19 protein-coding genes are annotated in these 25,198 nt (G+C 44.6%); 7 read left to right on the forward strand and 12 right to left on the reverse strand.

Annotated features, from left to right (window positions below; all coding sequences use genetic code 11):
* Positions 1-237: 237 nt before the first annotated feature.
* Both D1164_RS04635 and D1164_RS04640 read left to right on the forward strand, forming a co-directional pair.
* Positions 238-2,184, forward strand: coding sequence for a glycoside hydrolase family 97 protein (locus D1164_RS04635; protein WP_119348789.1), 1,947 nt, complete (start codon positions 238-240; stop codon positions 2,182-2,184).
* Positions 2,185-2,284: 100 nt separating this feature from the next.
* Complete coding sequence (locus D1164_RS04640; RefSeq protein ID WP_119348790.1) at positions 2,285-3,214, forward strand: hydroxypyruvate isomerase family protein; 930 nt, start codon at positions 2,285-2,287, stop codon at positions 3,212-3,214.
* A 150-nt stretch (positions 3,215-3,364) separates the two neighbouring features.
* Here the strand turns inward: D1164_RS04640 and D1164_RS04645 are convergent, their stop codons facing one another.
* Together D1164_RS04645 and hemF are read right to left on the reverse strand one after the other, a co-directional pair.
* Positions 3,365-3,706 carry a hypothetical protein gene (locus D1164_RS04645; protein ID WP_119348791.1) on the reverse strand — a complete coding sequence of 114 codons (342 nt, stop codon included), beginning with the start codon at positions 3,704-3,706 and terminating at the stop codon, positions 3,365-3,367.
* Positions 3,703-4,614, reverse strand: a complete 912-nt coding sequence (gene hemF / locus D1164_RS04650) for an oxygen-dependent coproporphyrinogen oxidase (RefSeq protein ID WP_119348792.1) — start codon at positions 4,612-4,614, stop codon at positions 3,703-3,705. The genes D1164_RS04645 and hemF overlap by 4 nt, the downstream gene beginning before the upstream one ends.
* A 257-nt stretch (positions 4,615-4,871) precedes the next feature.
* Here hemF and D1164_RS04655 point away from each other — a divergent pair, with 257 nt between their 5' ends.
* Complete coding sequence (locus D1164_RS04655) at positions 4,872-5,663, forward strand: type IV toxin-antitoxin system AbiEi family antitoxin domain-containing protein (RefSeq protein WP_119348793.1); 792 nt, start codon at positions 4,872-4,874, stop codon at positions 5,661-5,663.
* Entirely contained in the window at positions 5,660-6,451 is a 792-nt protein-coding gene (locus D1164_RS04660; RefSeq protein ID WP_119348794.1) for a nucleotidyl transferase AbiEii/AbiGii toxin family protein, read from the forward strand. Before D1164_RS04655 ends, D1164_RS04660 begins: the two co-directional genes overlap by 4 nt.
* Before the next feature lie 28 nt (positions 6,452-6,479).
* Here the strand turns inward: D1164_RS04660 and hemE are convergent, their stop codons facing one another.
* The 7 genes from hemE to D1164_RS04695 all read right to left on the reverse strand — a co-directional run bounded on the left by hemE (position 6,480) and on the right by D1164_RS04695 (position 13,317).
* Positions 6,480-7,517, reverse strand: coding sequence for a uroporphyrinogen decarboxylase (hemE, locus tag D1164_RS04665; protein ID WP_119348795.1), 1,038 nt, complete (start codon positions 7,515-7,517; stop codon positions 6,480-6,482).
* A gap of 52 nt (positions 7,518-7,569) precedes the next feature.
* Positions 7,570-8,862 (reverse strand): glutamate-1-semialdehyde 2,1-aminomutase, encoded by a 1,293-nt coding sequence (hemL, locus tag D1164_RS04670; protein WP_119348796.1) that lies wholly within the window; start codon positions 8,860-8,862, stop codon positions 7,570-7,572.
* 38 nt (positions 8,863-8,900) lie between these two features.
* The gene (hemB, locus tag D1164_RS04675) at positions 8,901-9,869 is read right to left on the reverse strand and encodes a porphobilinogen synthase (RefSeq protein WP_119348797.1); all 969 of its coding nucleotides are present in this window, start codon (positions 9,867-9,869) and stop codon (positions 8,901-8,903) included.
* A gap of 2 nt (positions 9,870-9,871) precedes the next feature.
* On the reverse strand, positions 9,872-10,663 hold the full coding sequence (locus D1164_RS04680; protein WP_119348798.1) for a uroporphyrinogen-III synthase: 792 nt from the start codon (positions 10,661-10,663) through the stop codon (positions 9,872-9,874).
* Positions 10,660-11,589 (reverse strand): hydroxymethylbilane synthase, encoded by a 930-nt coding sequence (gene hemC / locus D1164_RS04685; RefSeq protein ID WP_119348799.1) that lies wholly within the window; start codon positions 11,587-11,589, stop codon positions 10,660-10,662. Before hemC ends, D1164_RS04680 begins: the two co-directional genes overlap by 4 nt.
* Positions 11,590-11,592: 3 nt before the next feature.
* A complete protein-coding gene (hemA, locus tag D1164_RS04690; protein ID WP_119348800.1) occupies positions 11,593-12,852 on the reverse strand; it encodes a glutamyl-tRNA reductase in 1,260 nt (419 codons plus the stop codon).
* Between the two features lie 117 nt (positions 12,853-12,969).
* Positions 12,970-13,317 carry a hypothetical protein gene (locus tag D1164_RS04695; protein ID WP_119348801.1) on the reverse strand — a complete coding sequence of 116 codons (348 nt, stop codon included), beginning with the start codon at positions 13,315-13,317 and terminating at the stop codon, positions 12,970-12,972.
* Between the two features lie 342 nt (positions 13,318-13,659).
* Between D1164_RS04695 and D1164_RS04705 the strand changes: the two genes are divergently transcribed.
* The 3 genes from D1164_RS04705 to panD all read left to right on the forward strand — a co-directional run bounded on the left by D1164_RS04705 (position 13,660) and on the right by panD (position 16,644).
* Positions 13,660-15,300, forward strand: a complete 1,641-nt coding sequence (locus tag D1164_RS04705) for an amidohydrolase (protein WP_119348803.1) — start codon at positions 13,660-13,662, stop codon at positions 15,298-15,300.
* Positions 15,301-15,442: 142 nt separating this feature from the next.
* Positions 15,443-16,282: a pantoate--beta-alanine ligase gene (panC, locus tag D1164_RS04710; RefSeq protein WP_119348804.1), complete on the forward strand. Its 840-nt coding sequence runs from the start codon at positions 15,443-15,445 to the stop codon at positions 16,280-16,282.
* 11 nt (positions 16,283-16,293) lie between these two features.
* Positions 16,294-16,644, forward strand: coding sequence for an aspartate 1-decarboxylase (panD, locus tag D1164_RS04715; RefSeq protein WP_119348805.1), 351 nt, complete (start codon positions 16,294-16,296; stop codon positions 16,642-16,644).
* Positions 16,645-16,657: 13 nt separating this feature from the next.
* Here the strand turns inward: panD and D1164_RS04720 are convergent, their stop codons facing one another.
* From D1164_RS04720 to D1164_RS04730, 3 genes are read right to left on the reverse strand one after another with little or no spacing between them, the layout of a single operon-like run.
* Positions 16,658-17,377, reverse strand: a complete 720-nt coding sequence (locus D1164_RS04720; protein WP_119348806.1) for a hypothetical protein — start codon at positions 17,375-17,377, stop codon at positions 16,658-16,660.
* Positions 17,378-17,380: 3 nt separating this feature from the next.
* The gene (locus D1164_RS04725) at positions 17,381-22,102 is read right to left on the reverse strand and encodes an efflux RND transporter permease subunit (protein WP_119348807.1); all 4,722 of its coding nucleotides are present in this window, start codon (positions 22,100-22,102) and stop codon (positions 17,381-17,383) included.
* Positions 22,099-25,182: an efflux RND transporter permease subunit gene (locus D1164_RS04730; protein WP_119348808.1), complete on the reverse strand. Its 3,084-nt coding sequence runs from the start codon at positions 25,180-25,182 to the stop codon at positions 22,099-22,101. Before D1164_RS04730 ends, D1164_RS04725 begins: the two co-directional genes overlap by 4 nt.
* Positions 25,183-25,198: the final 16 nt, after the last annotated feature.

A 25,198-nucleotide genomic window follows, 5' to 3' on the forward strand; every position in this document is an offset into this window, starting at 1 on the left:
GATAGTTGGATAACGGGCCTTTAAAGTGTGATATAAGTCAGTCTTTTTCCCTGATTTCAAAAAAAAGTCACATCCGGGTTAACTGTTTCTGTCAATTTATATTTTTGAAGTGAATGGGAATGTTACAGAAGATATTTTTAAAAATGATGTACTTTTATAGCTTGAATCACTTATGTATTAAATGCCAGAAGTGAAATAACTACTAATTACTAAAACAATAACAAAAATTAGAGACCAATGAAGTATGTTTTTCTTTTCTCAATGATCTTTCTAATGCTCCACGTAAATGCGAAGGACTATTCTGTTCAATCTCCGTCAGGAAGGATGGAAGTAAAAATATCGGTGGAGGAAGCTATTCAATATTCCGTTTTTCTTCATGGTGCGGAAATCATTTCACCATCGCCAGTTTCTTTGACACTGGAGGATGAAGTACTGGGACAGAATGCCAGGGTGAAGAAGGCCCGGACCATTTCGGTAGATGAAAAAATAGTGCCGGTTGTTGCCTGTAAATTTGCCCAAATTGAAGATACGTATAACCAAATGACCCTTTCTTTTAAAGGGTACAATCTGATTTTTCGCGCCTATGACGAGGGAGTGGCTTATCGGTGGGAAGTTACCAAAGACGGCCCGCTGAAGGTGATGCAAGAGTTGGCATCTTTTACTTTTCCTGCCGATCACCGGGTTTGGTTTCCGGAGGAAGAGAGTATGTTTTCTCACCAGGAGCGTATGTATCTCGATGTAAAACTATCTGAAATCACTCCCGAAAGGTTTGCCTCTACCGGATTATTGGTGGATTGCGGGAATAACGTAAAGGTTTACATCTCTGAGTCAGACTTGATTACCGATTATGCCGGCATGTTTTTAAAAGGTTCTGCTGAAAATCCTTACCGGTTGGAAGGAAAATATGCTGGTGTGGTGTTGAAAGAAGACAGGCGCAACGACCGGGATGTGGCTCCGGTAAAGCATGCAGATTATATCGCAGAACTGGAAGGCCCTAAAAGTTTTCCGTGGCGTGCAATGATCATTTCTGATGATGATAAGCAACTGGTGGAGTCGGAACTGATTTTTAAACTGGCACCTGAAAACGTACTGGAAGACACCGAATGGATCAAACCCGGCAAGGTAGCCTGGGACTGGTGGAATGCACTCAATATCTACGGGGTTGATTTTGAGTCGGGAGTTAACAATAACACATACAAATATTACATCGACTTTGCTGCAAAATACGGCCTCGATTATATCATTCTCGACGAGGGCTGGTATCACCTTGAGAATATTATGGATGTTGTGGATGAAATTGATGTTCAGGAGTTGGTGGACTACGGAAAGGAAAAAAATGTGGGCGTTATTCTTTGGGTAGTCTGGAAAGCGCTGGATGATAAATTTACCGAAGCGCTCGATCAGTTTGAAAAATGGGGAGTGAAAGGGATTAAGATAGATTTTATGCAACGTGACGACCAGTATATGGTGAATTTCTATGAAAAAGTTGCCCGTGAATGTGCCCAACGGAAACTGCTGGTGGATTACCATGGCGCTTACAAACCGACCGGTCTTCAGCGCAAATATCCCAACGTGGTTTCTTTTGAAGGGTTAAAAGGGCTGGAGAATAGCAAGTGGTCTGAGCAGCCCGATCCGGAGCACAATCTGACCTTGCCGTTTATCCGCATGGTGGCAGGGCCCATGGATTATACACCCGGAGCCATGCTGAACGCCAATAAAGAGAATTTCCGTATTATTTTTAATGCTCCAATGAGTCCCGGAACCCGTTGCCACCAGTTGGCTATGTATGCTGTATTTGAGAGCCCGTTGCAAATGCTTACTGACAATCCGTCGAACTACTACCGGGAGCCGGAGTGCATGGAGTTTTTGAAGCAGGTACCTACCGTTTGGGACGAAACCCGTGTACTGGAAGCCAAAGTGAGCGACTACATTTTAGTGGCCCGCCGTTTGGGTGAAACCTGGTATGTGGGTGCCATGACCGATTGGTCTCCCCGTGAAATGGAGCTGGATCTCGGGTTTCTCGACTCCGGAAATTTCAAAATGCAGGTGTGGAAAGACGGCGTGAATGCAGACAAACATGCGGCAGATTTTAGCCAGGAAGAGGTGAATGTAACCAAATCATCTAAAATTAAAATCGAAATGGCTCCCGGTGGTGGATGGGCTGCAATAATTAAAAGAAATTAGGAATCGGGGTTTTGCTGGTTTCTTTGGTGATTGCTCCGCCAAAGAAACATCGTCATTACTTAGGTTCATTTATGTTGAAATACAATTAAAACCATAACCAATGGAAAGAAGGAATTTTATTAAAAATGCCGCAGCCAGTGGAGTTGCAATGGCTGGACTCGGAAATGTATGGAGCGCTGGAGCGTCGGAGAAAATGACCACCAACGAAGCCAGGTTTAAGTTGAAGTATGCCCCTCATCTGGGAACATTTGCGGCACATGCAGGGAAAGACCCCATTGACAATATTAAGTTTATTGCGGATCAGGGGTTCAGGGCCATTTTCGATAACGGGCTTATGAAAAAGCCGCCTGAGTTGCAGGAAAAGATTGCCAGCGAACTGGATCGTCTTGGAATGGATTTAGGTCCTTTCGTGCTGTATGCCGATTTTAGTGTAAAGTCTTTTGTTTTACAGGATGCGGAAATAAAAGAGATGCTAAAAAAGAAAATGCAGGAAGCCCTTGAGGTGCAAAAACGTACCAATGTAAAAACAGCTTTGGTTGTACCCGGGCGTTACGATGAAAAGTTGCACTGGGATTATCAAACAGCCAATGTGATAGACAACATGCGTTTATGTTGCGACGTTGTGGGAGATTCCGGCCTTGAACTGGTTATGGAACCATTGAATGCCCTTACCAATCATCCTGGTTTATTCCTTACCCGGATGCCACAGGCCAAGATGATTTGTGTGGCTGTGGACCATCCCAGTTGTAAAATTGTAAATGACATTTACCACCAGCAAATTACGGAAGGGAACATTATTCCAAACATTGATATGAGTTGGAATTACATTTCCGCCTTCCACATTGGCGATAATCCGGGTCGTAATGAACCCACTACCGGAGAAATTAACTACAAAAATATTTTCAAACACATCTACCACAAAGGTTACGACGGAGTGCTTTGCTGTGAGCACGGGAAAAGTATTCCGGGCAAAGAAGGGGAGTTGGCTTTTATTAAAGCCTACCGGGAAATGGATGCGTTTGAAATTTGAATCCACGGAAAGTTCGTCTGCTGACTTGTGTTGACGTACTGACTTTTTTCGTAGAATAAGTGAGCTGGTGTGTCGGAAGCCGCCAGCTCATTTTATATCCTTTCGCTTGTTGACTGGCGATTCTTAGCGAACAGTTATTTTATGAGGGATTCAGTGAAAGAGCTTGTTTAAAGCGCAGGTATATTGTTTTTTTCGAAAGGGAAGTACCGTCCAAATTTTTTTGCCCAGAAATTGCCCTATAAAAAAGCTGCCCAGCAGAAACGGCGCCAGCGACCAGGTCAATTCCAGATGATGAAACTGACGGATGAGGATAATTAGCGGCACCGGTGCATGAATGGCAACAAACCAGCAAACGGAAAGTTTTTGCAGCCCGCCACGCAGGTAGCCAAATGGCAGGTTGATGAGGATAGTGGCCAGGCAGGTATAAAATACGCGCCATTCAAGGCTCAGCATGTTGCTGAAAAAAAGCATATTGCCGGTATCCGGATTCATGTAGGTTTGGAATTAAAATGTATCCAGTCTATCCCCTTTTTTAATAATCCGAGTGTGTTTTCCTCAAAACCGCCGGGTTCTGGCGAATAATTGTACTTCCAGGATGCATTTGCGGGAAGACTTGCAAGAATCGATTCGGTGTTTCCTCCCGATTCCAACCCGAATTTGGTGCCCCGGTCATGTACCAGGTTAAATTCCACATACCGTCCACGACGCAGTAACTGCCATTCTTTTTCACTTTCAGAATAAGAGCGGTGGCCGTTTTTTTTCATATATCCCACGTAGATATCAGGGTAGAGTAGTGACAGGCTTTTTGTAAATTCAAAAAGCTTTTCAAACTCTTCGGAACTTCCGGGTTTGAGCCGGTCGAAAAAAATACCGCCCACGCCACGGGTTTCGTTACGGTGAGGCAAAAAGTAATAATCGTCTGCCCACTGTTTATAGTCCTGATAGAAACGGGTATCGAACCGGTCACAGGTTTCCTTTAGTAAATGATGAAACGAAATAGCATCCTCTGGTTCAATAATATGTGGTGTGAGATCGATTCCACCGCCAAACCACGAAATTCCATTGTCAAGTGCAAAGTAGCGCACGTTCATATGAATAATGGGCATCCATGGGTTTTGCGGATGGATAATGGAGGAGATGCCGGTGGCGGCATAATGTTGTGCATTTTCGCCCAGTATTTTTTTCATTTCCGGCGAATATTTTCCTTTCACAAAAGAAAAGTTTACGGCTCCTTTTTCAATAATATTCCCGTTTTGAAAAATGGCGGTAGTCCCTCCGCCAATTTCTTTTTCCCACTGATCGCTACTGAACTTTCCTTTGCCATCGGCTGATTCCAGCGTGTTGCAAATTTTTTTCTGAAGGTCAGAGTAGGTACGGGCTATTTTTTCAATTTTATTCATGTTTCTTTAACCGATGTAACCTAAAAAACTATTTTTCCTTTTTAGCGTGGTTTCCTGTTCGTGCTTTTCAGAAAACATACGCTCAAAAAAAGAGATGATGTTGTATTTAACAGCCTGCGTGTAGTATTGTTTTCTTAGGCACAGTAAAAAGGCAAGATACAACATATTGTTTTTCACATAAAGTATATTGAAAAAAACCGCAGTAAAAATTTGAGAAAAGTATCGTTTTTTGCTACTTTTATCGAAAAATTACTAAAGTGAATGCAAAGAAATATATCAAATATTTATTGTCAGTAGAAGATTATTCCTTTTCACTTGAAGAAATTGCAGGGAAAACTGATGGCAATGGTACCTCATTAAAATTTGAACTGTTGAGACTTGCAGAAAAAGGGGAGATTATTAATCTCCGAAAAGGGTTTTATCTGATCATTACTCCAAGATATTCATCAGCGCAAAAATTACCGATCCAGCTTTATTGTGAGAAACTATTTACCTTTTTGGAAAGAAATTATTATGTCGCTCTTTTTTCTGCTGCAAAGTTTTATGGAGCAGGTCATCAGCAAATTCAGCGAGATTATATTGTAACTGAAAGGCCTAAATTTAATGACATCTCAAAGAACAACTTTGATATACGTTTTTTTACAACAAGCAAATGGTCTGAAAAAAATATTCAGATTAAAAAATCGGATGCTGGTATTTTTAAAATATCCGGCCCGGCTTTAACAATAGCTGATTTAATTCATCATCAAAGTAAGCTGGGGGGAATAAACAGGGTATTTTCAGTAGTAGAGGAACTTACTGAAGAATTAAAAGAACCTGATTTACTTGAGTTATTGAAATGGTATCCCAGTAAAAGTACTCTGCAACGTTTTGGGTTTTTACTTGAGGAATTAGGAATTAGTAAAAATTTTCAGGATATCATATATGATAGCTTAAAGCCAGTGAAAATATTTCCGGTTTTGTTAAGCCCAAAATCTGACGAAAAACCGGGAGCTGTTAATAATAAATGGAAGGTTGATGTGAATGTAAAATTGGAAAGTGATTTATGATTCCGAGGCCTTATATCGCAAAATGGCAGGAATATGCCCCCTGGAAAGAATTTGCACAGGTGGAACAGGATTTAATTATCTCGCGTGTTCTCGTTGAGATATTTAACGACGAGTTCCTGCTGGAAAATCTGGCATTTAGGGGAGGAACTGCCTTGCATAAACTATATCTCAGTCCTGCCCCACGATATTCCGAAGACATTGATTTGGTTCAAATTAAGCCAGGCCCCATAAAACCAATAATGCAGCGAATAGGCGAAGTTATTTCGTTTTTTGAAGAAGAAAGAACAACACAGGTTAGAGGGCATGGAGCAAAAGTGCTTTATCGTTTTACTTCGGAGTATGAAGAAATACGGATGCGATTGAAGTTGGAAATAAATTGTAAAGAACACTTTAATGTACTTGGATGGGTAGATTTTCCTTTTGAAGTAAGCAGCGAATGGTTTACGGGGAAAACTCAAATAAAAACTTATACGCTAAATGAGCTGTTAGGGACAAAATTAAGAGCCTTATACCAACGAAGCAAAGGACGAGACTTGTTTGATTTAAGTTATGCCCGTCAAAATTTGGAGTTGAACTATGTGCAAATAATAAAATGCTTTAGAGAATATACCTCATTTTCAACAGGGAAAAGATCTCCCGGTAAAAGGGAATTTTTATTGAATGTTGAAGAAAAGGAAAACAGCCCGGAATTTAGTGGAGATATAGAAGGCTTATTGCGACCGGAGATTTTTTACAATCCGGGCGAAGCTTTCGAATGGGTAAAATCAGAACTAATTGAAAGAATTTAAGAGATACTATAGTGAAGTCCGTTAAAATTCAGCTATTTCGTTTCCAATCAGTATTTTTTACCCAGTCTGCTAAAAACAATGCGTTCTCAAACGGCAACCCCGGAATAAATCCGTGCCCCAGATTAAAAATCCAGTTTTGGTGTTGGTTTCCGAACTCAATGTAATTGTTCAGGGTTCTTTCTATCTCCTCGCGGCTGGCAAACAGCAGACGCGGATCAATGTTGCCCTGTAACCCTATGTCATTGTGCACCAGTTTTCTGGCTGTCGTCAGAGGTGTCTGCCAGTCGATGCTCAGAAAATCGCAATGTTCGGGAGTGATTTCAGCAATACCGGTTCCCACACCTTTCGGGAAAAAGATAAAAGGGATATTCTCTTCACGCACAGCTGCCGCAATTTTTTTTGTTGCCGGTAAAAACAGTTTTTTATACATGTCGAACGGCAGCAGTCCGGCGTGTGTATCGAAAAGCTGGAACACCTCCACTCCGTGCCTGATTTGCTCTTTTGCATAAATGATGGAAAGTGTTGTGATGGCATCCACCAATTTTTGGGTTGTTTCCGGGTTTTGGTAGATGAATTTGACCGCATCGGGGAAATCGCCTTTGCGGCCCAGGCCTTGCAGCATAAACAGCAGTACAGTAAGCGGCGCCCCGCAGAAGCCAATCAGCGGGGTATTTGCCGGCCTTGTTTTGATAATCTCATCTACTACATCGTAAATATAGAATAGCTTCTCTGGGTTAGGATTCAGGTTCTCCAGCGGGTTTTTGCGCTGTGCCAGTGGTTTTTCAAAAACAGGCCCGGCATCAGTAAAGTCAAGCCCCATGCCCATAGCGTAGGGAATAACCAGGATGTCGCTGAACAGAATGGCTGCATCCACCCCTAAATCATAAACCGGCAAAAGAGTAACCTCTGCTGCAACTTTGGGGTTTTGCATCATCTGCCAGAAGGAATACTTTTCCTTTATTTTCAGGTACGAAGGTAAAACCCTGCCCGCCTGGCGCATAAACCAAACGGGGGGGCGCGACGTAGGCTTTCCTTTTAAGGTCTGTAACAAAATGGGTTCCGGCATTATCCTAACTAATTTTAATTATTTTTTTAGTGCTTCTATCCTCTCTTAAAATCTACTTCAATTTTTTCATTGCCATATAACTGGCCTCCACCGTTTTTTGAATGTCTTCTTTGGTGTGTGCTCCTGAAACAAATCCGGCTTCGTATTGCGATGGCGCCAGGTAAATGCCACTTTCGAGCGACATTCTGAAATATTCAGCAAACAAGGCAGTGTTGCATTTTTTTACATCGGCAAATGACTTTACACTTTTTTCGTCGGTAAAAAACAACGTAAACATGGAACCAACCCGGTTGATTACGCCATTGAACTGGAGTTCATTTAGGTTGTTTTGTAGCCCTTCTTCCAGCAAAGCAGCGGTTTCTTCCAGTTTATCATAAAAACGTGTCATTTCATTGAGCAGTTTGAGGGTGGTAATGCCGGCAGCCATGGCCAGTGGATTACCCGACAATGTTCCGGCCTGGTACACCGGCCCTTTGGGCGCCAGGGAATCCATAATTTTTTGTTTCCCTCCGTAAGCACCAACGGGGAGCCCTCCTCCGATGATTTTTCCGAATGTGGTTAAGTCAGGCGTGATGCCAAGTAACTCTTGTGCACCGCCTTTTCCTAACCGGAAACCGGTCATTACCTCGTCGAAGATGAGGACAGTATTATTTTCATCACACAATTTGCGGAGTCCTGTAATAAATTCTTTTTCAGGAATTATAACTCCCATGTTTCCTGTAATTGGTTCGAGAATTACAGCGGCAATCTGGTTTTTATATTTTTCGAAAAGCCGTTCTACTGAAACGAGGTCATTAAATTGTGCGCTTAACGTATCGCGGGCAGTTCCCTCGGTAACACCGGGCGTATTGGGCGTTCCAAAGGTTAGGGCCCCTGAGCCGGCCTGAATCAGAAAACTGTCGTTGTGGCCATGGTAGCATCCTTCAAACTTAACCACCAGGTTTCGGCCGGTGTACCCCCGAGCAAGGCGCAATGCGCTCATGGTAGCTTCGGTTCCCGAGTTAACCATCCGCACCATATCAATAGAAGGCACCAGCTTTTTTATAAGTTGTGCCATTTCGGTTTCGGTTTCGGTTGGCGCTCCAAAGCTGGCACCCAAGGCAGCTGTTTGCTGAATGGCTTCAACCACCTGGGGATGAGCATGACCTAAAATCATTGGACCCCACGAACCCACGTAGTCGATGTATTCATTTCCGTCAATATCGGTAACTTTGGAGCCTTCGGCTTTGGCGATAAACGGTGGATTTCCGCCTACACTGCCAAATGATCGTACGGGTGAATTTACCCCGCCGGGAATATGTTTTTGTGCTTCCTGAAAGGCTGCAATGCTTTTTGTAAGATTCATTTTGTTAACTGTTTTTTAAGTAACTCATGAGTTACCTGCTACAAATCCTGAATAATTTCCTGTGTGTGATACGAAATAATGATGTCGGCGCCGGCGCGTTTCAGTCCGGTGAGTAGCTCGTGTACAATGCGTTTTTCATCGATCCAGCCTTTGGCGGCAGCGGCTTTCACCATGGCAAATTCGCCGCTTACGTTATAGGCAGCCACGGGCATATTGAATGTGTTTTTTACCCGGAAGATGATATCCATGTAGTTTAGGGCAGGTTTTACCATCACAATATCAGCGCCCTCTTCGATGTCGAGCTCTACTTCGCGCAGGGCTTCATCGCCATTGGCCGGATCCATCTGGTATGTTTTACGATCTCCAAACTGTGGGGCGCTTTCGGCTGCCTCACGGAACGGTCCGTAAAATGCCGAGGCATATTTGGCTGAATAGGCCATAATGGGCAAATTGTAAAAGCCTTTTTCGTCGAGTGCTGCACGAATAGCCTGCACCCGGCCGTCCATCATGTCGCTCGGCGCTACCATATCCACGCCGGCCTCTGCCAGCGAAACCGATTGTTTGGCCAGCGTCTCAAGGGTGAAGTCGTTGTGCACATCGCCGTTCACAATAGTTCCGCAATGCCCATGGGTGGTATATTCACAGTTACAGATGTCTGCCACGAGAAACAGGTTGGGAACTTCCTTTTTCAGGGCCTGAACAGCCTGTTGTACAATTCCGTTGTGCTGGCAGGCAACCTCTCCGGTTTCGTCTTTCTGCTCAGGTATTCCAAAAAGAAGTACTGTTTGCACCCCTTTGTCGAATAACTCCTTGCCCTTTTCCACCAGCTTGTCAACCGAAAGTTGAGCGTTGCCCGGCATCGAAGAAATGGGGTTTTCAACTCCTTTCCCCGGGCAAACAAACAGGGGCATCATCAGGTCGTTTCGCGTTAGGGTGGTTTCACGTATCAGGTTGCGAATAACTTCCGTTTGGCGCAACCGGCGAAGTCTTGTTACTGGAAATGTCATGGTTATGTCTTTTTTATGTTTTTTGAAATATAATAATTTAAAATGGATTCAACGATTCCTGAAGAAGAACTGTTTTGTGCCACCGCCAACGGATGATAACCGCTTTCCCTGGCTGCATGGGCAGTAATTTCACCAATACAGGCCAGGCGAATTTTTTGAGTGCTCAGTCCCGGAAACAGTTTCAGAAAATTGTAAATTCCCGAAGGACTGGTAAAAATGATCATGTCGTATTTGTCTTTTTCAATTCGATCGACCACTTCGGGATCCATCTTTTCAGGCATTTCTGTCTGGTAAATATCTATTCTGGTACAATCGGCCCATTCGCTTAAATGATCCTGGATAACCGTGCGGGCCAGATTTCCAAGGGGCAACAATATTTTGGGTTTTGTTCCGGTTGTTTTGATGTGCCGGGCAAATGGCTCCGAGAAATCTTCGGCTGTAGAACCCGGGTTTATGAACGCTGCCCGGTATCCGAATTTTTCCAGTGTTTTTTTTGTTTTTTCCCCAATTACAGCGATTTGCAGTTCTTCCGGTAGTTTACTATTCCCCTTTACTTTCTGCAACATTTCAAAAAAATAACTGACGCCGTTAGAGCTGGTTAAAACCATCCATTGAAATTTTTCCAGCTCCAAAAATGTTTTTTCTTCCTCACCGGTTAAAGCCAGCGCTTTGATTTCGATGAGAGGAAATTCCAACAATGTCGCTCCTAAGTCTGTCAACAGACTATTTAATTCACCGGAAGCGCCTTTGGGACGGGTTGAAATGAATACCTTATTTTGGAGATGTTGGCTCATGAAGTTCTGATTGCCTCTATCATTTTTGCCGCGCCTCGTGCAATGAGTTTTTGGGCCAGCCTTTCGCCAACAACAGCTGGATTAACCGCGGATCCGGTTTCTGTATCCGACAGGTAAGAGGTGCCGTCTAAGGAAGCAACAAAACCGGTTAGTGAAAGATGCTCCCCGTCGAATTGTGAGTAGCATCCTACCGGCACCTGACATCCTCCCTCAACGGCATGAAGAAATCCGCGTTCAGCTTCCGCGGCATCCCAGGTAGCGGCATGGTTGATCCCTTTCAGAAGTTCATCGGTGACTGTGTCGCCAGTCCTCGATTCGATGGCAATAATTCCCTGACTGGTAGCCGGAATAATGATTTCAGGCTGAATGATTTCGGTGATATACTTTTCAAGGCCAAGCCGCTGAAACCCGGTTGCGGCCATGATCATTGCGTCGCAGTAACCCTCTTCCATTTTTCGCAGACGGGTGTTTACATTTCCCCGGATATCGATAATCCGGAAGTTTTTGTTGTACCTGAGCAGGCTTGCTTTCCTGCGCAGGCTCGAAGTAGCAATTATGTCGTTTCCTGTCAGTTCATCTAACGTGCGACCGTCTTTGCAAACCAGGGCATCCCGGAATTCCCCCCGTTCGAGAACCGCCCCCAGTTTCAATCCTTCGGGAAGTGAAGTGGGAAGATCTTTGAGGCTGTGCACGGCCATATCTATTTTGCCATCAAGCAGATCCTTTTCAATTTCTTTGGTAAAAACTCCTTTGTCGCCAATTTTTGAAAGGGCAACATCCAGAATTTTATCTCCTTTGGTTTTGATGATTACAATTTCAACATCGGTTTCAGGGAACTTTTCCAGCAATTTTTTCCGGGTTAGTTCGGCCTGGAAAAGGGCAAGCTGGCTACCCCTTGTTCCAATTCTGACGGTTTTTTTATTCATTTTTTATTCGTTGCCAATACTGAACAATTCATTAACTAATTTCAAAGATTCGGTTCTTTTGCCGTTGGAGGTCATTTCTTTCAGGTTTTTAATGAACAGTCGCGTATATTTTTGAGTGAGGTGATTTGAAAACTCTTTGATGGCATGCTGCGTTTCTTCTGAATTAATATTGTTATAAAGCGATAACTCTTCTTTGGTCACTTTCAGCATATTGTAGGTAATGGCCTTAATGGCGGGCCGTAAAGAACGACTGGCCAGCCACTCGCTGAATTCTGCCACAATTTCGTTGATGATTTCGTTGGCCGCATCGATACTGCCTTTTCTTTTTTCCATGTTGGCGTTTACAATTTCCTGTAAATCGTCAATGGTAAACAGCCGGGCAGCCTCCAGTCCCTCAACATTTTCCTCTATATTCCGGGGCACAGAAATGTCGATATAAACCTGGCTGCCACCTTTCCTTTCAGTCAGGGCCTGTTCAATCATAGTGCGGGTAACCAATGATACTTTTGACCCGGTGGCCACAATAACAATATCGTACAGGTACAGGTGGCTCGGTACCTGGTCAAAAGGCAGGACGGTGCAATGGTGTCTTTCGGCCAGTTTCCGGGCTTTTTCTTCGGTCCGGTTGGTAACGGTGATTTTTGTGATGCCGTTTTTGTACAGGTTTTGTAAAACCAGGCCTCCGGTTTCACCGGCGCCAATCATTAAAACTTTTTTTGCCGCAAGGTCTTCAAACAAAGCAGAACATTTCTGAACTGCAGCGCTGCTTACCGAAGTAGCGCCCATTTTTATCCGGGTTTCGGTGCGCACACGTTTCCCTGCCTCAAACGATTTTTGAAACAACCGCATTAAAACCGCATCGGTCAGTGCCGCTTCGGTGCAAAACAAGTAGGCCTCTTTAATTTGCCCGATGATCTGGTCTTCGCCAATAATCATAGAGTCGATGCCTGAAGCCACTTCAAACAGATGTTTTACAGCGTCATCGTTTTCATAGCTGTAAAAAGAGTGCCAGTATTTGTTTTCAATTCCTTTGAAATGTTTCAATGTTTTGTACACCAGCTTTGCCGCCAGCTGAAAATCGTACTTGTCCTGCGAAAAGTAAATTTCGGTCCGGTTGCATGTGGACAAAACCACAATGTCTGAAATTTCGGTTTCTTTTTGCAACAGTTCCGAGAAAGGAATAATTTCTTCTTTCGATAAAGAGAATTGTTCCCTCACTTCAACGGGCGACGTTTTATAACTAATCCCTGTCAGGCCAATCATAATTTTGTTTTTCGAATAAAAAAATCACTAATGAAATTAAAGATAACAGGAGTGCAATGTGTTGATACATACCTGTCAGGCAGTTTCCTTGTTTAATCCTGCCGGGTTGAAATGAATTTATAATGAAGTGGGAGGCGGACGGCCAAAAAGAGCAGGGTGAAAGCAGTTATTCCATTTTTTAAAACAGAAATAGCTTGTATGCTGTAGTTTCTTTTTAAAGACAAGAAATTCATTAGTACCGGGAGAGAAAAAATCTGCATTGCTTTGGTAATGAAAGTTTGAAAAATATCCGGTAGCAGATTCAACGTAAGTTTTTCCGGTAGCAGATTCAATGAAGATATTGTGTTCATCCCATTGAATTTCACCTGCAGAAGCTTTGTTTACACCAAAAAGCAGGAAAAAGGCATAAAACATCACAAATGCGATGTAGGGAATATGTGTGGTAAAAATGCCTATTGTAAACATTCTGCTTTTTTTGTTTCTGTCAGTTTGCTAAAGTATAAAAAATAAGTCGGAAAATTGTTTAATGTTTTTGTGTTTAAAAGAGAGTTTGTGTAAACATCAACCGGGTGGTTGAGATATGTCAACGGGTTGTTCAGGTGTTTCCACGAAAAAAATCAAACGTTCAGATAAGAAGGAGTATTGGAACCCGGTCGGGCAAAAATCGGGAAATGTACCTTCAGTATATGTAATTTCAAGTTCTGTCTGTTTTCGGACCTCTTTTGGCCGAATGGAAGGTTGTAATTTTCGGCTCATTCTTAATTTTAAATTTATCTTTGTCTTCATTCCAAACTTAAATAACTAAAAATGAGAAAGGAATGGCTTTTTGTTTTATTCGTTTTGTTGTTAATGAATTCGTGCGTGAATAGAAAACCAGTTGATTTGATAGTAACGAATGCCACTGTTTACACGGTGGATAATACGTTCTCAAAAGTGGAAAGCTTTGCTGTGGTAAATGGAAAGATTGCAGCCACCGGAACTGCAACGGATATTTTAGCAAAATATACCTCGGAAAATATACTGGATGCCGATGAAAAATTTGTTTTTCCGGGATTCAACGACGCACATTGTCATTTTAACGGCTACGGCGAAAACCTGATGCAGTATGCCGATTTACGGGGAACCTCGGGCCCGGATGAAATTTACCGTGCCATTCGTGCGCACCACGAAAAGTTTGGAGGAGAATGGTTGCTGGGGCGAAGCTGGGATCAGAACGACTGGCAAGCAGCTGGTTTCCCGGATAAAACCAAACTGGATGAACTCTTTCCGGAAACACCGGTTTACCTGGTGCGAGTGGACGGCCATGCAGGCTGGTGCAACTCCAAAGCACTGGAACTGGCCGGAATTACTGTCGCAACCAAAGTGGCTGGCGGTATGGTTGAAATAAAAAATGGCGAACCTACCGGAATTTTAATTGACAATGCTATGGGATTGGTTTCGCGCTTGATTCCTGATAGTAGCCGGGAGCAACAAAAAAAGGGGCTTTTGGAAGCACAGAAAAGTTGTTTTACAGCCGGGCTTACCTCTGTTACCGACTGTGGCCTGGGTAAAAATACCATTCTGCTCATAAAAGAGATGCAAAACGGTGGCGAACTGAAAATGCGCATCAACGCCATGCTGAATCCTACGGAAGAGAATTTTGAGTTTTTTGTGAAGGACGGGCCGGAGAAAAACGAACGGCTGGTGGTAAACACCATAAAACTTTTTGCCGATGGTGCCCTGGGATCACGGGGAGCGCTGTTACTCAAGGATTATTCCGATGACCCCGGGAACAGTGGAATTCAAATAGAAGGACAGGAGTATTATGATCGGATTTGTCAATTGGCCTACGACAACCATTTTGCAGTGGCCACCCATGCTATTGGCGATAGCGCGAACCGACTGGTATTAAATACGTATGCCCGTTTTTTGAAAGAAAAAAACGATCGGCGCTGGCGCATTGAGCACGCGCAGATTATCGATTCGGATGATTTTGAAAAGTTTGCCCGTTATTCCATAGTCCCGTCGGTGCAGGCTACCCACGCTACTTCTGACATGTACTGGGCCGGTGACCGCCTGGGAGAGAAAAGGCTGAAGAATGGTGCATATGCCTATCAAACCTTGTTGAAGCAGAACGGCTGGCTGCCTAATGGCACCGACTTCCCGGTAGAGCGTATCGAGTCGCTGTTTACTTTTTATGCGTCGGTTTTTCGTACCGACCCCTCCGGTTGGCCCGAAGGTGGATTTCTGAAAGAGGAAGGACTTTCGCGTGAACAGGCGTTGCGTTCCATGACCATCTGGCCGGCAAAAGCTTCGTTTGAAGAAAACGAAAAAGGAAGCCTTGAGCCTGGTAAGTGGGCCGACTTTGTTATCCTTGATACTGATTTAATGACGGCCGATCCGCAGGAAATGTTAAAGGCAAAAATCGAAAGTACGTGGATTGCCGGGGAGAAGGTGTTTGGAAATTAACCGGGAGAATTTGACTCCACCTGCCTGGTAGTTAACATTCCGGATGTTGTTTCCGTTGTGTTAACGCAGTATGGATAAAAACCCGATATCAGGGATATAAGCAGATTATTTATTTACTTTGCAGCGTCAAATTTTTGAAGCAATGATGCTGGTAAAAACCAAAAAGGAACTTTTTGAAAAGTTACAGATGCTCCGCGAAAAAGGGAGCATTGGCTTTGTTCCTACAATGGGTGCGCTGCACCGCGGGCATTTGTCGTTGGTAGATTTCGCTGCAAGGGAGAACCCTGTGGTGGTAGTGAGCATTTTTGTAAATCCTACACAGTTTAATGATCCCGACGACCTGAAGCGTTACCCGCGTGACCTGGAGGCCGATCTCGAGTTGCTGAAAACGACCGGCTGTAACCTGGTATTTGCTCCGGAAGCAGCGGAGATGTATCCGGAACCCGACACCCGGAAATTCGATTTTGGGCACCTGGAACAGGTAATGGAAGGGAAGCACCGTCCCGGACATTTTAACGGCGTAGCGCAGGTAGTAAGTAAGTTTTTTGAAATAGTGCAACCCGACCGGGCCTACTTTGGGCAGAAGGACTTTCAGCAATTGGCTGTTGTTAAAATGCTTGTGCGTTTGTTAAACCTGCCGGTTGAAATCGTTGCCTGCCCCATTATCAGGGAAAAGAGCGGGCTGGCCATGAGCTCCCGCAACGAACTGCTTTCTCCGGAGGAACGCGAAAATGCCTCTCTGATATTTGACATACTAAGTCAGGCAAAAAACCTAACCGGGGAAAAATCCGTAGAAGGACTTGTAAACTGGGTGATTGAGAACATCAACAAAAACCCGTTTTTAAACGTTGAATATTTTGAGGTTGTTGATAGTGAAAACCTTCAACCAGTGAAAACCTGGGAAGAAAAAGGTGAAAAAACAGGGTGCATTGCTGTTCATTGTGGTAAAGTACGATTGATCGACAATATAGTTTTGAACTGAAAAACCGTGTTATGCAGATAGAAGTTTGTAAATCGAAAATACATAAAGTAACCGTCACCGAAGCCAACCTGCAGTATGTAGGTAGCATTACCATTGATGAAGATTTGATGGATGCCGCCAACATGATTGAGAATGAGAAGGTACAGGTGGTAAACATTAACAACGGTGAGCGTTTGGAAACATACGTTATTAAAGGCGACCGTGGTTCGGGAACCATTTGTCTGAATGGTCCTGCCGCCCGGAAAGTGGCTGTTGGCGATGTGGTTATTATTATCTCTTATGCTTTAATGGATTTTGAGGAGGCGAAAAGCTTCAAGCCCTCTATCATTTTTCCCGACCTGGAAACCAACAGTCTGGTGTAGCAGATAGCAATATTTACACGAACTTTTCTCTTTTCTGCAGATTGAAAAGTCCGTAAAGAATAAAAACAACCATCCCTACTCCCAGGAAAATCCTGTTTTTAGTAACAATTCCCTGCCAGATGATTTCGTTAAAATTATTGGGAATCTGAAACGGGTTCAAAAATACATTCCATTGCGTACGTTCCACGGCGTCCTGTAAAATAATGAGAGCCACTCCAATCAGCACCATGAGCACCGCCGTTCCGTTTCCGTTTTTTATAATCGTTGAAAACATAAAAGAGAGAGAGCCCATAAATACAATGGGGTACATGAGTTGGTAGGCCATTTCTGTGATATCTACCTTGTAAAGAAGAATGGAGGCTACTCCCGAAAACAGTAAGATGATCAGGAAAATCAGGATGTAGATCATGAGTAACCTTACCAGCCATACTTTGTAACGGTAGTTCGGAATGCCAAAGAGGATTTCGAGCATCCGCGCATCGTCGTCGTTTTGAATGCCGAATACCGAAGGATAAAAAATCAGCAGGATTCCGGGGAAAATAAGCAGGCTGTATACTGTGCCCTCGCTCAGTACACCGCGGTTCCAAACTGTTTGAATGGCGAAAAAAAGGAAGAACGCAAAAGCGGCGAGCAGGAACCAGATAAACCGGCCGGCAAAAATAATTTTCAGGTTGTACCGTACCATTCTTGCCAGGTTGATAAGACTGTTTTTTATATCGGGATTTCGTTTCATTTGCTACACATTTTTTGCAAAATCTTTTAACAAACATAAATAAGCATCCTCAAGGTGAGGAGACACGTTCACTGCATCCTGCGCCGGTTTTTCTTTGGAAAGTACACGCACCTTAATGTTTTCGCCGTCGCGCATGTGGTGCACAATCAGTTGTTTGTTGGCAAAGTTGTCGAATTCTTTGGCTGGCAGGGTCATTTGCCAAACAAAACCTTCGCCCATTTTTACCATGTCGCCGGGTGTCCCGAAATATTTCAGATCGCCCCGGTTTATCACAGCTACCTGATTGCACGAACTGGAAATATCCTCAATGATATGCGTCGAGAAAATTACGATTCGTTCGCGACTGAGTTCCACCAGAAGGTTTCTGAAACGGATACGCTCGCGGGGGTCGAGCCCTGCCGTTGGTTCATCTACAATGAGAATGCGCGGCAGGTTAAGCAAAATCTGGGCAATACCAATACGTTGTTTCATTCCGCCGGAGAATGAACCTATTTTGTCGTCTTTGCGCTCAAACAGATGTACACTTTTCAGTACGTATTCCAGTCGTCCTTTTCGCGTGCCGGCATCCCTGATTCCTTTCAGGATAGCCTGGTAGTCGAGAAATTCCCAGGCCGACATATTCTCGTAGGTGCCAAAAGCCTGGGGCAGGTACCCGATAAGTCCCTGTAACTCTTCCCGGTGTTTCTGGGTGTCGAGGCCGTTGATCCAGATTTTTCCGTAGCTCTGTTCAAGGATTCCGCAGATAATGCGCATCATGGTCGATTTTCCTGCGCCATTAGGCCCCAGTAATCCAAACATGCCGGTTTTAATTTCCAAAGAAACGCCGTTCAGCGCCCGGAAAGGTACTTTACGTTTCCCGATAACAGGGATTTGCCGTACCAGGGTAAAGTACCACCGGCGGAAGGTTGCCAGTCTTCCTTCAATGCGTGCGATGTTCAGGTTTTTCCGGTGAATGTATTCGCCCGAACTGTAAATAACAAGCAACAATAACCACACAATGCCAGCAAAAATGATCATCCCAATGTTGTCCCAACGCCTGAAAAAGATAAAAAGAAACAGCGCCGGGACTCCCCAGTAAATTACATTTTTTACGATTCGGTTAACTTTCAGGTAAACAGGTTTTTGGGTTGCTTCAAATTTGTTGGACATTATCTGTGCAAACGGAACTCTCAGCAGGAACAGGAAGAAATATACAAAATGTGACATGACCCACATCCATACATTGCTTTCAAGATAGAAGAAGGTGAAATAAATAAGAAATCCGAATAGTGGAACCTGCCACACGAGGTCGTAAAAATCACGTAGTTTCTTGTAATCCTTCAGCAAGCCGGCACGTTCCCTGATTTTGATTCCAGCCTTCCATTCACGGGCCAGCCGGCTGTCCCGATCATAGATTTTTACCAGTTTGCGAACCACAATACGGATGGGCTCTTTTTCGTCGATGACCCTGGAACTTGCCTGCCTCAGACTGGTGAGCACAAAGGCGGTCACTCCCGGAATAAGAATGACAACCAGCATAAAACTAAGGAGTTGCCACATAAAGGATTCTACTTCGAAATAAATGTAGATTGTGCCAGCAACGAAGAGTACAATTTGAAGTACTTTCAGTGACCAGTGGAGTGATTTGAGCCAGTTCACGGCATTTTCCATCCCGAAATAGAGCGTAGGCACAAAAACCAGGGTAAGCAACGTACTTACCGAAAGGCCTCCGATTACCGTAATAGCGAAAGGCGCCCCAATTGCCCCAACATATTCCGACTGCCCCATTGCCAGTGGCATCATCGCCACAATGGTTGTGATGGCGGTAATCAGGATAGGTCGTACCCGTGAAAGACCGGCTGTTATAAGCGCCCGTGACTTGCGGTATCCGCGTTTTCGAAGGATGTTGGTAAAATCGATTAGGATGATGCCGTTGTTGACCACTACGCCCAGCAAAATAAGAAATCCTGTCAGGGTGTTGGCATTGAACAGGCTATTGCCGGTAAATATCAATGCGATAAATGAACCGATGGCAGCCAGGGGGACTGAAAACATCAGTACCACCGGTGTTGTAAGCGATTCGAAAACCGAAGCAAGGATCATTAAAATCAGGATAAATGCCGCCCCAATCAGGAAATAAAATTCGGTATACTGATCTTCCTGATGAATCACTTCAATTGCCACACCGGAAGGTATTTTGTAGTTACCAACAACCTGATCAATTTCAAGGCGGTAAGCTTCCAGCAGATCTTTTGATTGTTCTGCTTCAGAAGCAAAGCGGTAAAACAATTCAATCTGTTTTTCCTGATTTACCCGGTTAATGCTTGCCATCCCGTCAGCATATACCAGATCGGCAATATCCTGCAAATCGTAAGCAGCACCTTCGCTGTTGTTAACCTGGAGCCGCCTCAGGTCTTCAATGGTTTTTTCCTGTTCTTCTTCCTCTTCTGCGAGGTTTTCTTTTATGATGATTTCGTATTCTTCAGTTCCCTGCTTAAAGTTGACCCCTGATGTAAATTCACGGGAGAAAGAGCCCAGTTCTGAGGCAATATTGTTCAGGGTTAATCCAAACTCAGTAAGCAGAAGCTGATTGAAATAGAGGTGCAGTTCAGGCCGGTCGCTGGCTACACTGATATTAGCGCTTCGTATCGATTCCAGGTTTTCGATGTAATATTCCAGATCCTCGGCCACCCCTTTCATCACCTCGAAGTCTTCCCCTTTAATTACAATCCGCTCACGGTTTTCACCAATTCCAAGAAAACGGCTGAAGTTTTCCATTCCGGCGCCTCCGCGGCCACCCCCACGGAAACTGGAACTGGATGCCGGCGCTGAGAGGCTGATTTCAGCCTCCGAAAGTCGGTTAATCATGCCTTCTACCTCCGATTTAATTTCGGCAATATTCCGGTCATCGATTTTTTCATAATCTTCCTGCAACACCACTGTAATTATTGCCTCCTCTTCCTGGATGTTGGCAATGACATCCTGCCTTTCCTCAATTTCTCCCAGCCGGTTCTCCACTTCGGCCACTACCTTGTCTGTTGCTTCGAGTGTAGAACCGGTTGGCATGGTTACATAAACGGAGAACCGCGTTTCTTCCACTTCTTCCAGGTTATTTACACTGATGGCAAGCACAATAAAAATGGTTATAAAAAACAGCACAATGGCTCCAACAACTGTAGCAGCAGGTGACCGCATGGCGCTTTTGAGCAACAGTACATAAATCTGAATGATGCGGTTATTGGTAGTTACCTTTTCATAAAAAATATTGTGGGAAGATTTTCCTTTCAGAAGAAAGTGTGCTGCCATGGGAATTAGTAACAACGCCACAAACAGCGAGACTGTGAGGGTGGAGATAATGGAAACACCTATATGACTCCCCAGCAACTTTATCATATATTCCGAAGAAAAAAGGAAAGGGAGAAATACGGTAACCGTGGTGAGGGTGGCGGCAACAATGGAGCGCCAAACCTCGGAAGTTCCCTGCACCACCGCTTCGTCGGCCCCATAGCGTTTGCCCGACAGGCGGTAAATGTTTTCCAGAACCACCACGCTGTTGTCGAGCAGCATTCCAATGGCCAGTACCAGACCTACCAGTGTCAGGCTGTTAATGGAAACATTAAATGCATAAAACAGGTTAAATGCCGTAAACACTGAAACGGGAATGGCCAGTGCAATGATTGATACAATGCGAATGTTTTTCAGGAACATCCATAAAACGAAAATGGCCAGAAGTCCCCCAATCAGCGCCAGGTTCATAATCTGGTCGATATTTCTTTCCATGGTTTCGGCCAGGTTGGTTTGTACCACCAACTCTACATCTTTGGATGCCAGTTTTTCGTTCAGCGCCAAAATACGGGCCTGTACTTTTTTCGAAAGTTCGATGAGGTTTGCCTGCGAATCGCTTACCAGCATCACGGAAACAGCATCCAGCCCGTTTACACGACTAATGGTTTCTTCCTCTTTTACACCAAAAAAAACATCGGCTACATCTTTCAGGTACACTGGCCCATCGGCAACCACAATGTTTTCAATGTCGGTTACCTGTTTGTACTCAGCCGTTACATGTACAAAATACTGCTTCTCGTTTTCGTGCAAAAAACCGGTAAAAGTCCGGTTCGACGAATTGGAAGCAACGGCGTTCCGGATTTGAGCCGGTGTGATGCCGTAAGCCTCACAGGCTCCTTTGTCGTAAGTGATTTCGATGGAACGTTCATTTCCGCCAAATACATTTACCGATGCAATGCCATCAATATTTTCAAACTCAGCAGCAACCTCCTGGTCTACAATGTTTCGGAGCCGGTCGGTTCCTCCGCTACCCCTCATCTGTAATTCCATGAACTGGTTGCTGAGCTGCCGGATATCAACCCGGTTAACTGAAACAATAAAATTTTCGTCAAGGTTATCGGCTGCCTGTTCTATTTTTTCCTGAAGTTTCAGGAATGTGTATTTGAAATTGACATTTTGGTTGAAGTTAACCTCTATGGTCGCCCTTTGATTATTCAGAAAGGTTTCCATGCTTTCAATTCCTTCCATCGTCCCGATAGCCCCTTCAATGGGAATAACAGCCTGGTTTTCCATGTAGGTAGGGTCCACTTCGATACGCGAATTGATCTGGACGAATAACATGGGCAACTCGGCATTGGGCATTAGCTCTACCGGCAATTGTTTGTACGAAACGTACCCAAGCAGGGTAAGCCCCGTAAACAACATGCTGATAAGTATTTTCCTGTTTATGATGAACTTCATGCTCTAAAAATCCCTTTTATCCTGTCTAAAATATCATACACGCAGGGGATGACAACCAACGTTAAAAGAGTGGAGGTAACCAGTCCGCCAATGACTGCCAGAGCCATAGGGGAACGCAGCGACGCACTTTCGCCAAAACCGAAAGTGAGCGGCAACAGGGCCAGCACAGTGGTAATGCTGGTCATAAAAATAGGGCGGATACGTTGCTGCCCGGCCTGTAAAATGGCTTCCCTTCTGTTCATTCCTTCGCGAATCAGCTGGTTTATCCGGTCAACCAGGATGATGGAGTTGTTAACGGCAATCCCGGCCAGCATAATTACCCCAATAAGCGCCATAATGTTGAATGTTTTTCCCAGGGCAAAAAAGATGAGAATGCTCCCCACCACAGCGAGTGGAATGGTAAGCAGTATGGTAAACGGGTGAATGAGCGATTCGAACTGCGAGGCCATTACCATATAAACCAGAATTACGGAAAGCAACAACGCAAAACCAAGACTGCTCATCGATTCCTGTCTTTTTTCTTCTTCTCCGGTTACTAAAATCCGGTAGTTGGCGGGCAGCTCGATGGAAGCTGTTTCAAGCCGGATTTTTGCGGCTACCTGGTCCAGGGGTAGACCTTCGTCCAGGTGGGCAATGACCCGGCCTGTGCGGCTCTGGTTTTTCCGGTGGATTTCTTTGGGTGAAACGCCATAGGAAATATCGGCAATCTCACTGAGCCTGAATACCTGGGTTCCTGAGGTAATGGTAAGATTGTGAATATCATTCAGCCCTTTTTCCGGAACTTTTATGGTAATGTCCCGCATTTCGCCGCCTTTTTCCATTTGCCCGGCATTTTTCCCTTCCAGCTGATCCTGTATCTGTGTAATAACGGTGTTGATATCGATATTGTACATTCCTGCCCTGATGCGGTCTACATGTACTTCTACCTCAGGTGCGCCGTCTTCAATGGACGTTTGTACATTGAACAAGCCTTCGATGCCCGTCATTTTTTCTTTTACCTGGTTTACGATTGTTTCAATTTCGCCGAGATCTTCACCCTTCACCTCCACAACTAAGGGGGCTTCATCGGTACCGAGAATGGATTTCAGGGCGCTTTGTTCTTCGGAGAAACTAACTTCCAGACCGGAAATATTGTCCGTAAGTTTATCCATTGTTTCAATCACCTGGTCTGTTGATATGGTTGTTTTATCCGTCAGAATAACTTTTATCTGTGCGGTATTATCGCCTTCAAAAATGGATGTAACACCGCCCGAGATACTGGTGGACGGTCCGGAATGGGAATAGAGTTTTTCGAGGTTGTCGCCGAGGTATTCCGTTAAAATCGACTCTATGTTTTTTACGGTTGATTCCGTTCGTTTCAGCTCTGTCCCTTCCTGTAATTTCAGGTTCATGGTAAACTCGCGTGTTTCGGTTCGGGGCATGAACTCAGCGCCAATCCGGGGCACCAGTAAAAAAGATCCTGCTACAAGAATTACAGCGAGTAAAACAACCACCCACTTTATTTTTAGTATTCTGTCGAGAAATCGACTGTAGCCTCCCATTTTCAGCGATCGCTTTTTTACCGGCGCTTTTTGGTTTTTGTAAAACCAGTGGTAAAGTGCGGGAATAACAAAAATGGCCACAAGCAGGGATGAAACCAACGAGAAGGCCACGGTCCAGGCCTGGTCTTTAAATAGCTCACCCGAAGCGCCATGCAGGTACACAATAGGAAGGAAAACGATAATGGTGGTGAGGGTGGAGGCTGTAATGGCGCCGCCCACCTCGGCTGTTCCGTTTATCGCAGCATCTTTCACATTCATTCCGTTTTCATGATTGCGGAAAATATTTTCCAGCACTACAATGGCATTGTCAACCAGCATGCCGGCTCCCAGCGCAAGCCCTCCCAGTGTCATGATATTTATGGTGAGGTCGTTGAAATACATGAGGTTGAACGTGGCAATAATGGAGATGGGAATGGCAATGCTTACAATGAGGGTAGTCCCCAGGCGGCGAAGGAATAGGAAAAGGATAAACACCGCCAGCAAAATACCGAGCAGGGCTGTGTTTTGTACTTCACCAATAGCGTTGCTAATAAAACGTCCCTGGTTGGTTACCTGCTGCAACGAATACCCCGGAAGGGCCTTTTCGATGGTGACCAGCGCTTCATTGATTTGCTCTACTGCTTTTACTGTGTTAAACTTGGTTTCCTTGTAAATGGCCAGACCCACGCACCTTTCACCGTTAAAATGTACAATGTTGGCGGGTTCTTTATTGCCCAGAGTTACTGTCGCCACATCTCTCAGAAAAACAGGGGCCATTTCCACGCTGCGTTCCCCTTGGGTTTCAGTTCTCACAGCTTTATATCCTACAATCAGGTTTTCAAAATCTTCTACATCGTTGAGCAACCGGACTCCTTTCACGATGTATTGCAGTCCCATTTCGCTTATGCGGCCTCCGGACACATTCCGGTTAAAATTTTGAATTCGGGAACTCACCTGGTCGAGTGTCAGTCCCTGCGCTTCGAGGCGATAATGGTCGGTGTGGATGATTATTTCGCTCTCTTCCTGCCCCGACAGCTCCACCTCAGCCACTCCTTCCAGACGCACCAGTTCATTGCGAATGTAGTTTTCCGCCACTTTTCTGATTTCATTCATGTCGGTGATTTCGCTGTGCCGAACGGCAATCAGCATCACCGGGGCGGTATTGGGGTCGTGCTGGGTAATCCTCAGGTCATCGATATCTGCATTTTGTGTGAGTGCATTCAGCGCTTTCTGAAGGTCAAGAAATGCCTCGTCCATGTCTTTGTTCCAGGCATATTCAACCGTTATTTGTGCCGTTCCCACTTTTGTAACGGAAGAAACCTGCACCACGTCTGACTGCCGGATGGCCAGCGCTTCGATGTTTTCCACAAACTGTTTTTCCATTTCCTCGGGTGGGCGTTCACCCGACTCGATTTCCACAAAAATGCGGGGCGAGTTGAGATCCGGAAACAGGTCAACTCCCAGCTTGTCGAACGAAATGTACCCCAGGAGGATGACTCCCAGGACAACCATCAGCACGGTAACCGGGTAATTGACAGAAAATTGTGTTAGTTTTTTCATTGCAAACCTTTCTTAT

This window comes from Mariniphaga sediminis (assembly GCF_003573545.1).
GTDB classification, from domain to species: Bacteria; Bacteroidota; Bacteroidia; order Bacteroidales; family Prolixibacteraceae; genus Mariniphaga; species Mariniphaga sediminis.

What these genes read in the sequence shown, in the direction of transcription:
- D1164_RS04730 (WP_119348808.1), bottom strand. Translation starts at nt 25,182, where the DNA reads ATGAAAAAACTAACACAATTTTCTGTCAATTACCCGGTTACCGTGCTG.
- hemC (WP_119348799.1), bottom strand. Translation starts at nt 11,589, where the DNA reads ATGAATAAAAAAACCGTCAGAATTGGAACAAGGGGTAGCCAGCTTGCC.
- D1164_RS04635 (WP_119348789.1), top strand. Translation starts at nt 238, where the DNA reads ATGAAGTATGTTTTTCTTTTCTCAATGATCTTTCTAATGCTCCACGTA.
- D1164_RS04705 (WP_119348803.1), top strand. Translation starts at nt 13,660, where the DNA reads ATGAGAAAGGAATGGCTTTTTGTTTTATTCGTTTTGTTGTTAATGAAT.
- panC (WP_119348804.1), top strand. Translation starts at nt 15,443, where the DNA reads ATGATGCTGGTAAAAACCAAAAAGGAACTTTTTGAAAAGTTACAGATG.
- D1164_RS04680 (WP_119348798.1), bottom strand. Translation starts at nt 10,663, where the DNA reads ATGAGCCAACATCTCCAAAATAAGGTATTCATTTCAACCCGTCCCAAA.
- hemL (WP_119348796.1), bottom strand. Translation starts at nt 8,862, where the DNA reads ATGAATCTTACAAAAAGCATTGCAGCCTTTCAGGAAGCACAAAAACAT.
- hemF (WP_119348792.1), bottom strand. Translation starts at nt 4,614, where the DNA reads ATGAATAAAATTGAAAAAATAGCCCGTACCTACTCTGACCTTCAGAAA.
- D1164_RS04645 (WP_119348791.1), bottom strand. Translation starts at nt 3,706, where the DNA reads ATGAATCCGGATACCGGCAATATGCTTTTTTTCAGCAACATGCTGAGC.
- hemA (WP_119348800.1), bottom strand. Translation starts at nt 12,852, where the DNA reads ATGATTGGCCTGACAGGGATTAGTTATAAAACGTCGCCCGTTGAAGTG.
- D1164_RS04720 (WP_119348806.1), bottom strand. Translation starts at nt 17,377, where the DNA reads ATGAAACGAAATCCCGATATAAAAAACAGTCTTATCAACCTGGCAAGA.
- hemB (WP_119348797.1), bottom strand. Translation starts at nt 9,869, where the DNA reads ATGACATTTCCAGTAACAAGACTTCGCCGGTTGCGCCAAACGGAAGTT.
- D1164_RS04725 (WP_119348807.1), bottom strand. Translation starts at nt 22,102, where the DNA reads ATGAAGTTCATCATAAACAGGAAAATACTTATCAGCATGTTGTTTACG.
- D1164_RS04640 (WP_119348790.1), top strand. Translation starts at nt 2,285, where the DNA reads ATGGAAAGAAGGAATTTTATTAAAAATGCCGCAGCCAGTGGAGTTGCA.
- hemE (WP_119348795.1), bottom strand. Translation starts at nt 7,517, where the DNA reads ATGCCGGAACCCATTTTGTTACAGACCTTAAAAGGAAAGCCTACGTCG.
- panD (WP_119348805.1), top strand. Translation starts at nt 16,294, where the DNA reads ATGCAGATAGAAGTTTGTAAATCGAAAATACATAAAGTAACCGTCACC.
- D1164_RS04695 (WP_119348801.1), bottom strand. Translation starts at nt 13,317, where the DNA reads ATGTTTACAATAGGCATTTTTACCACACATATTCCCTACATCGCATTT.
- D1164_RS04660 (WP_119348794.1), top strand. Translation starts at nt 5,660, where the DNA reads ATGATTCCGAGGCCTTATATCGCAAAATGGCAGGAATATGCCCCCTGG.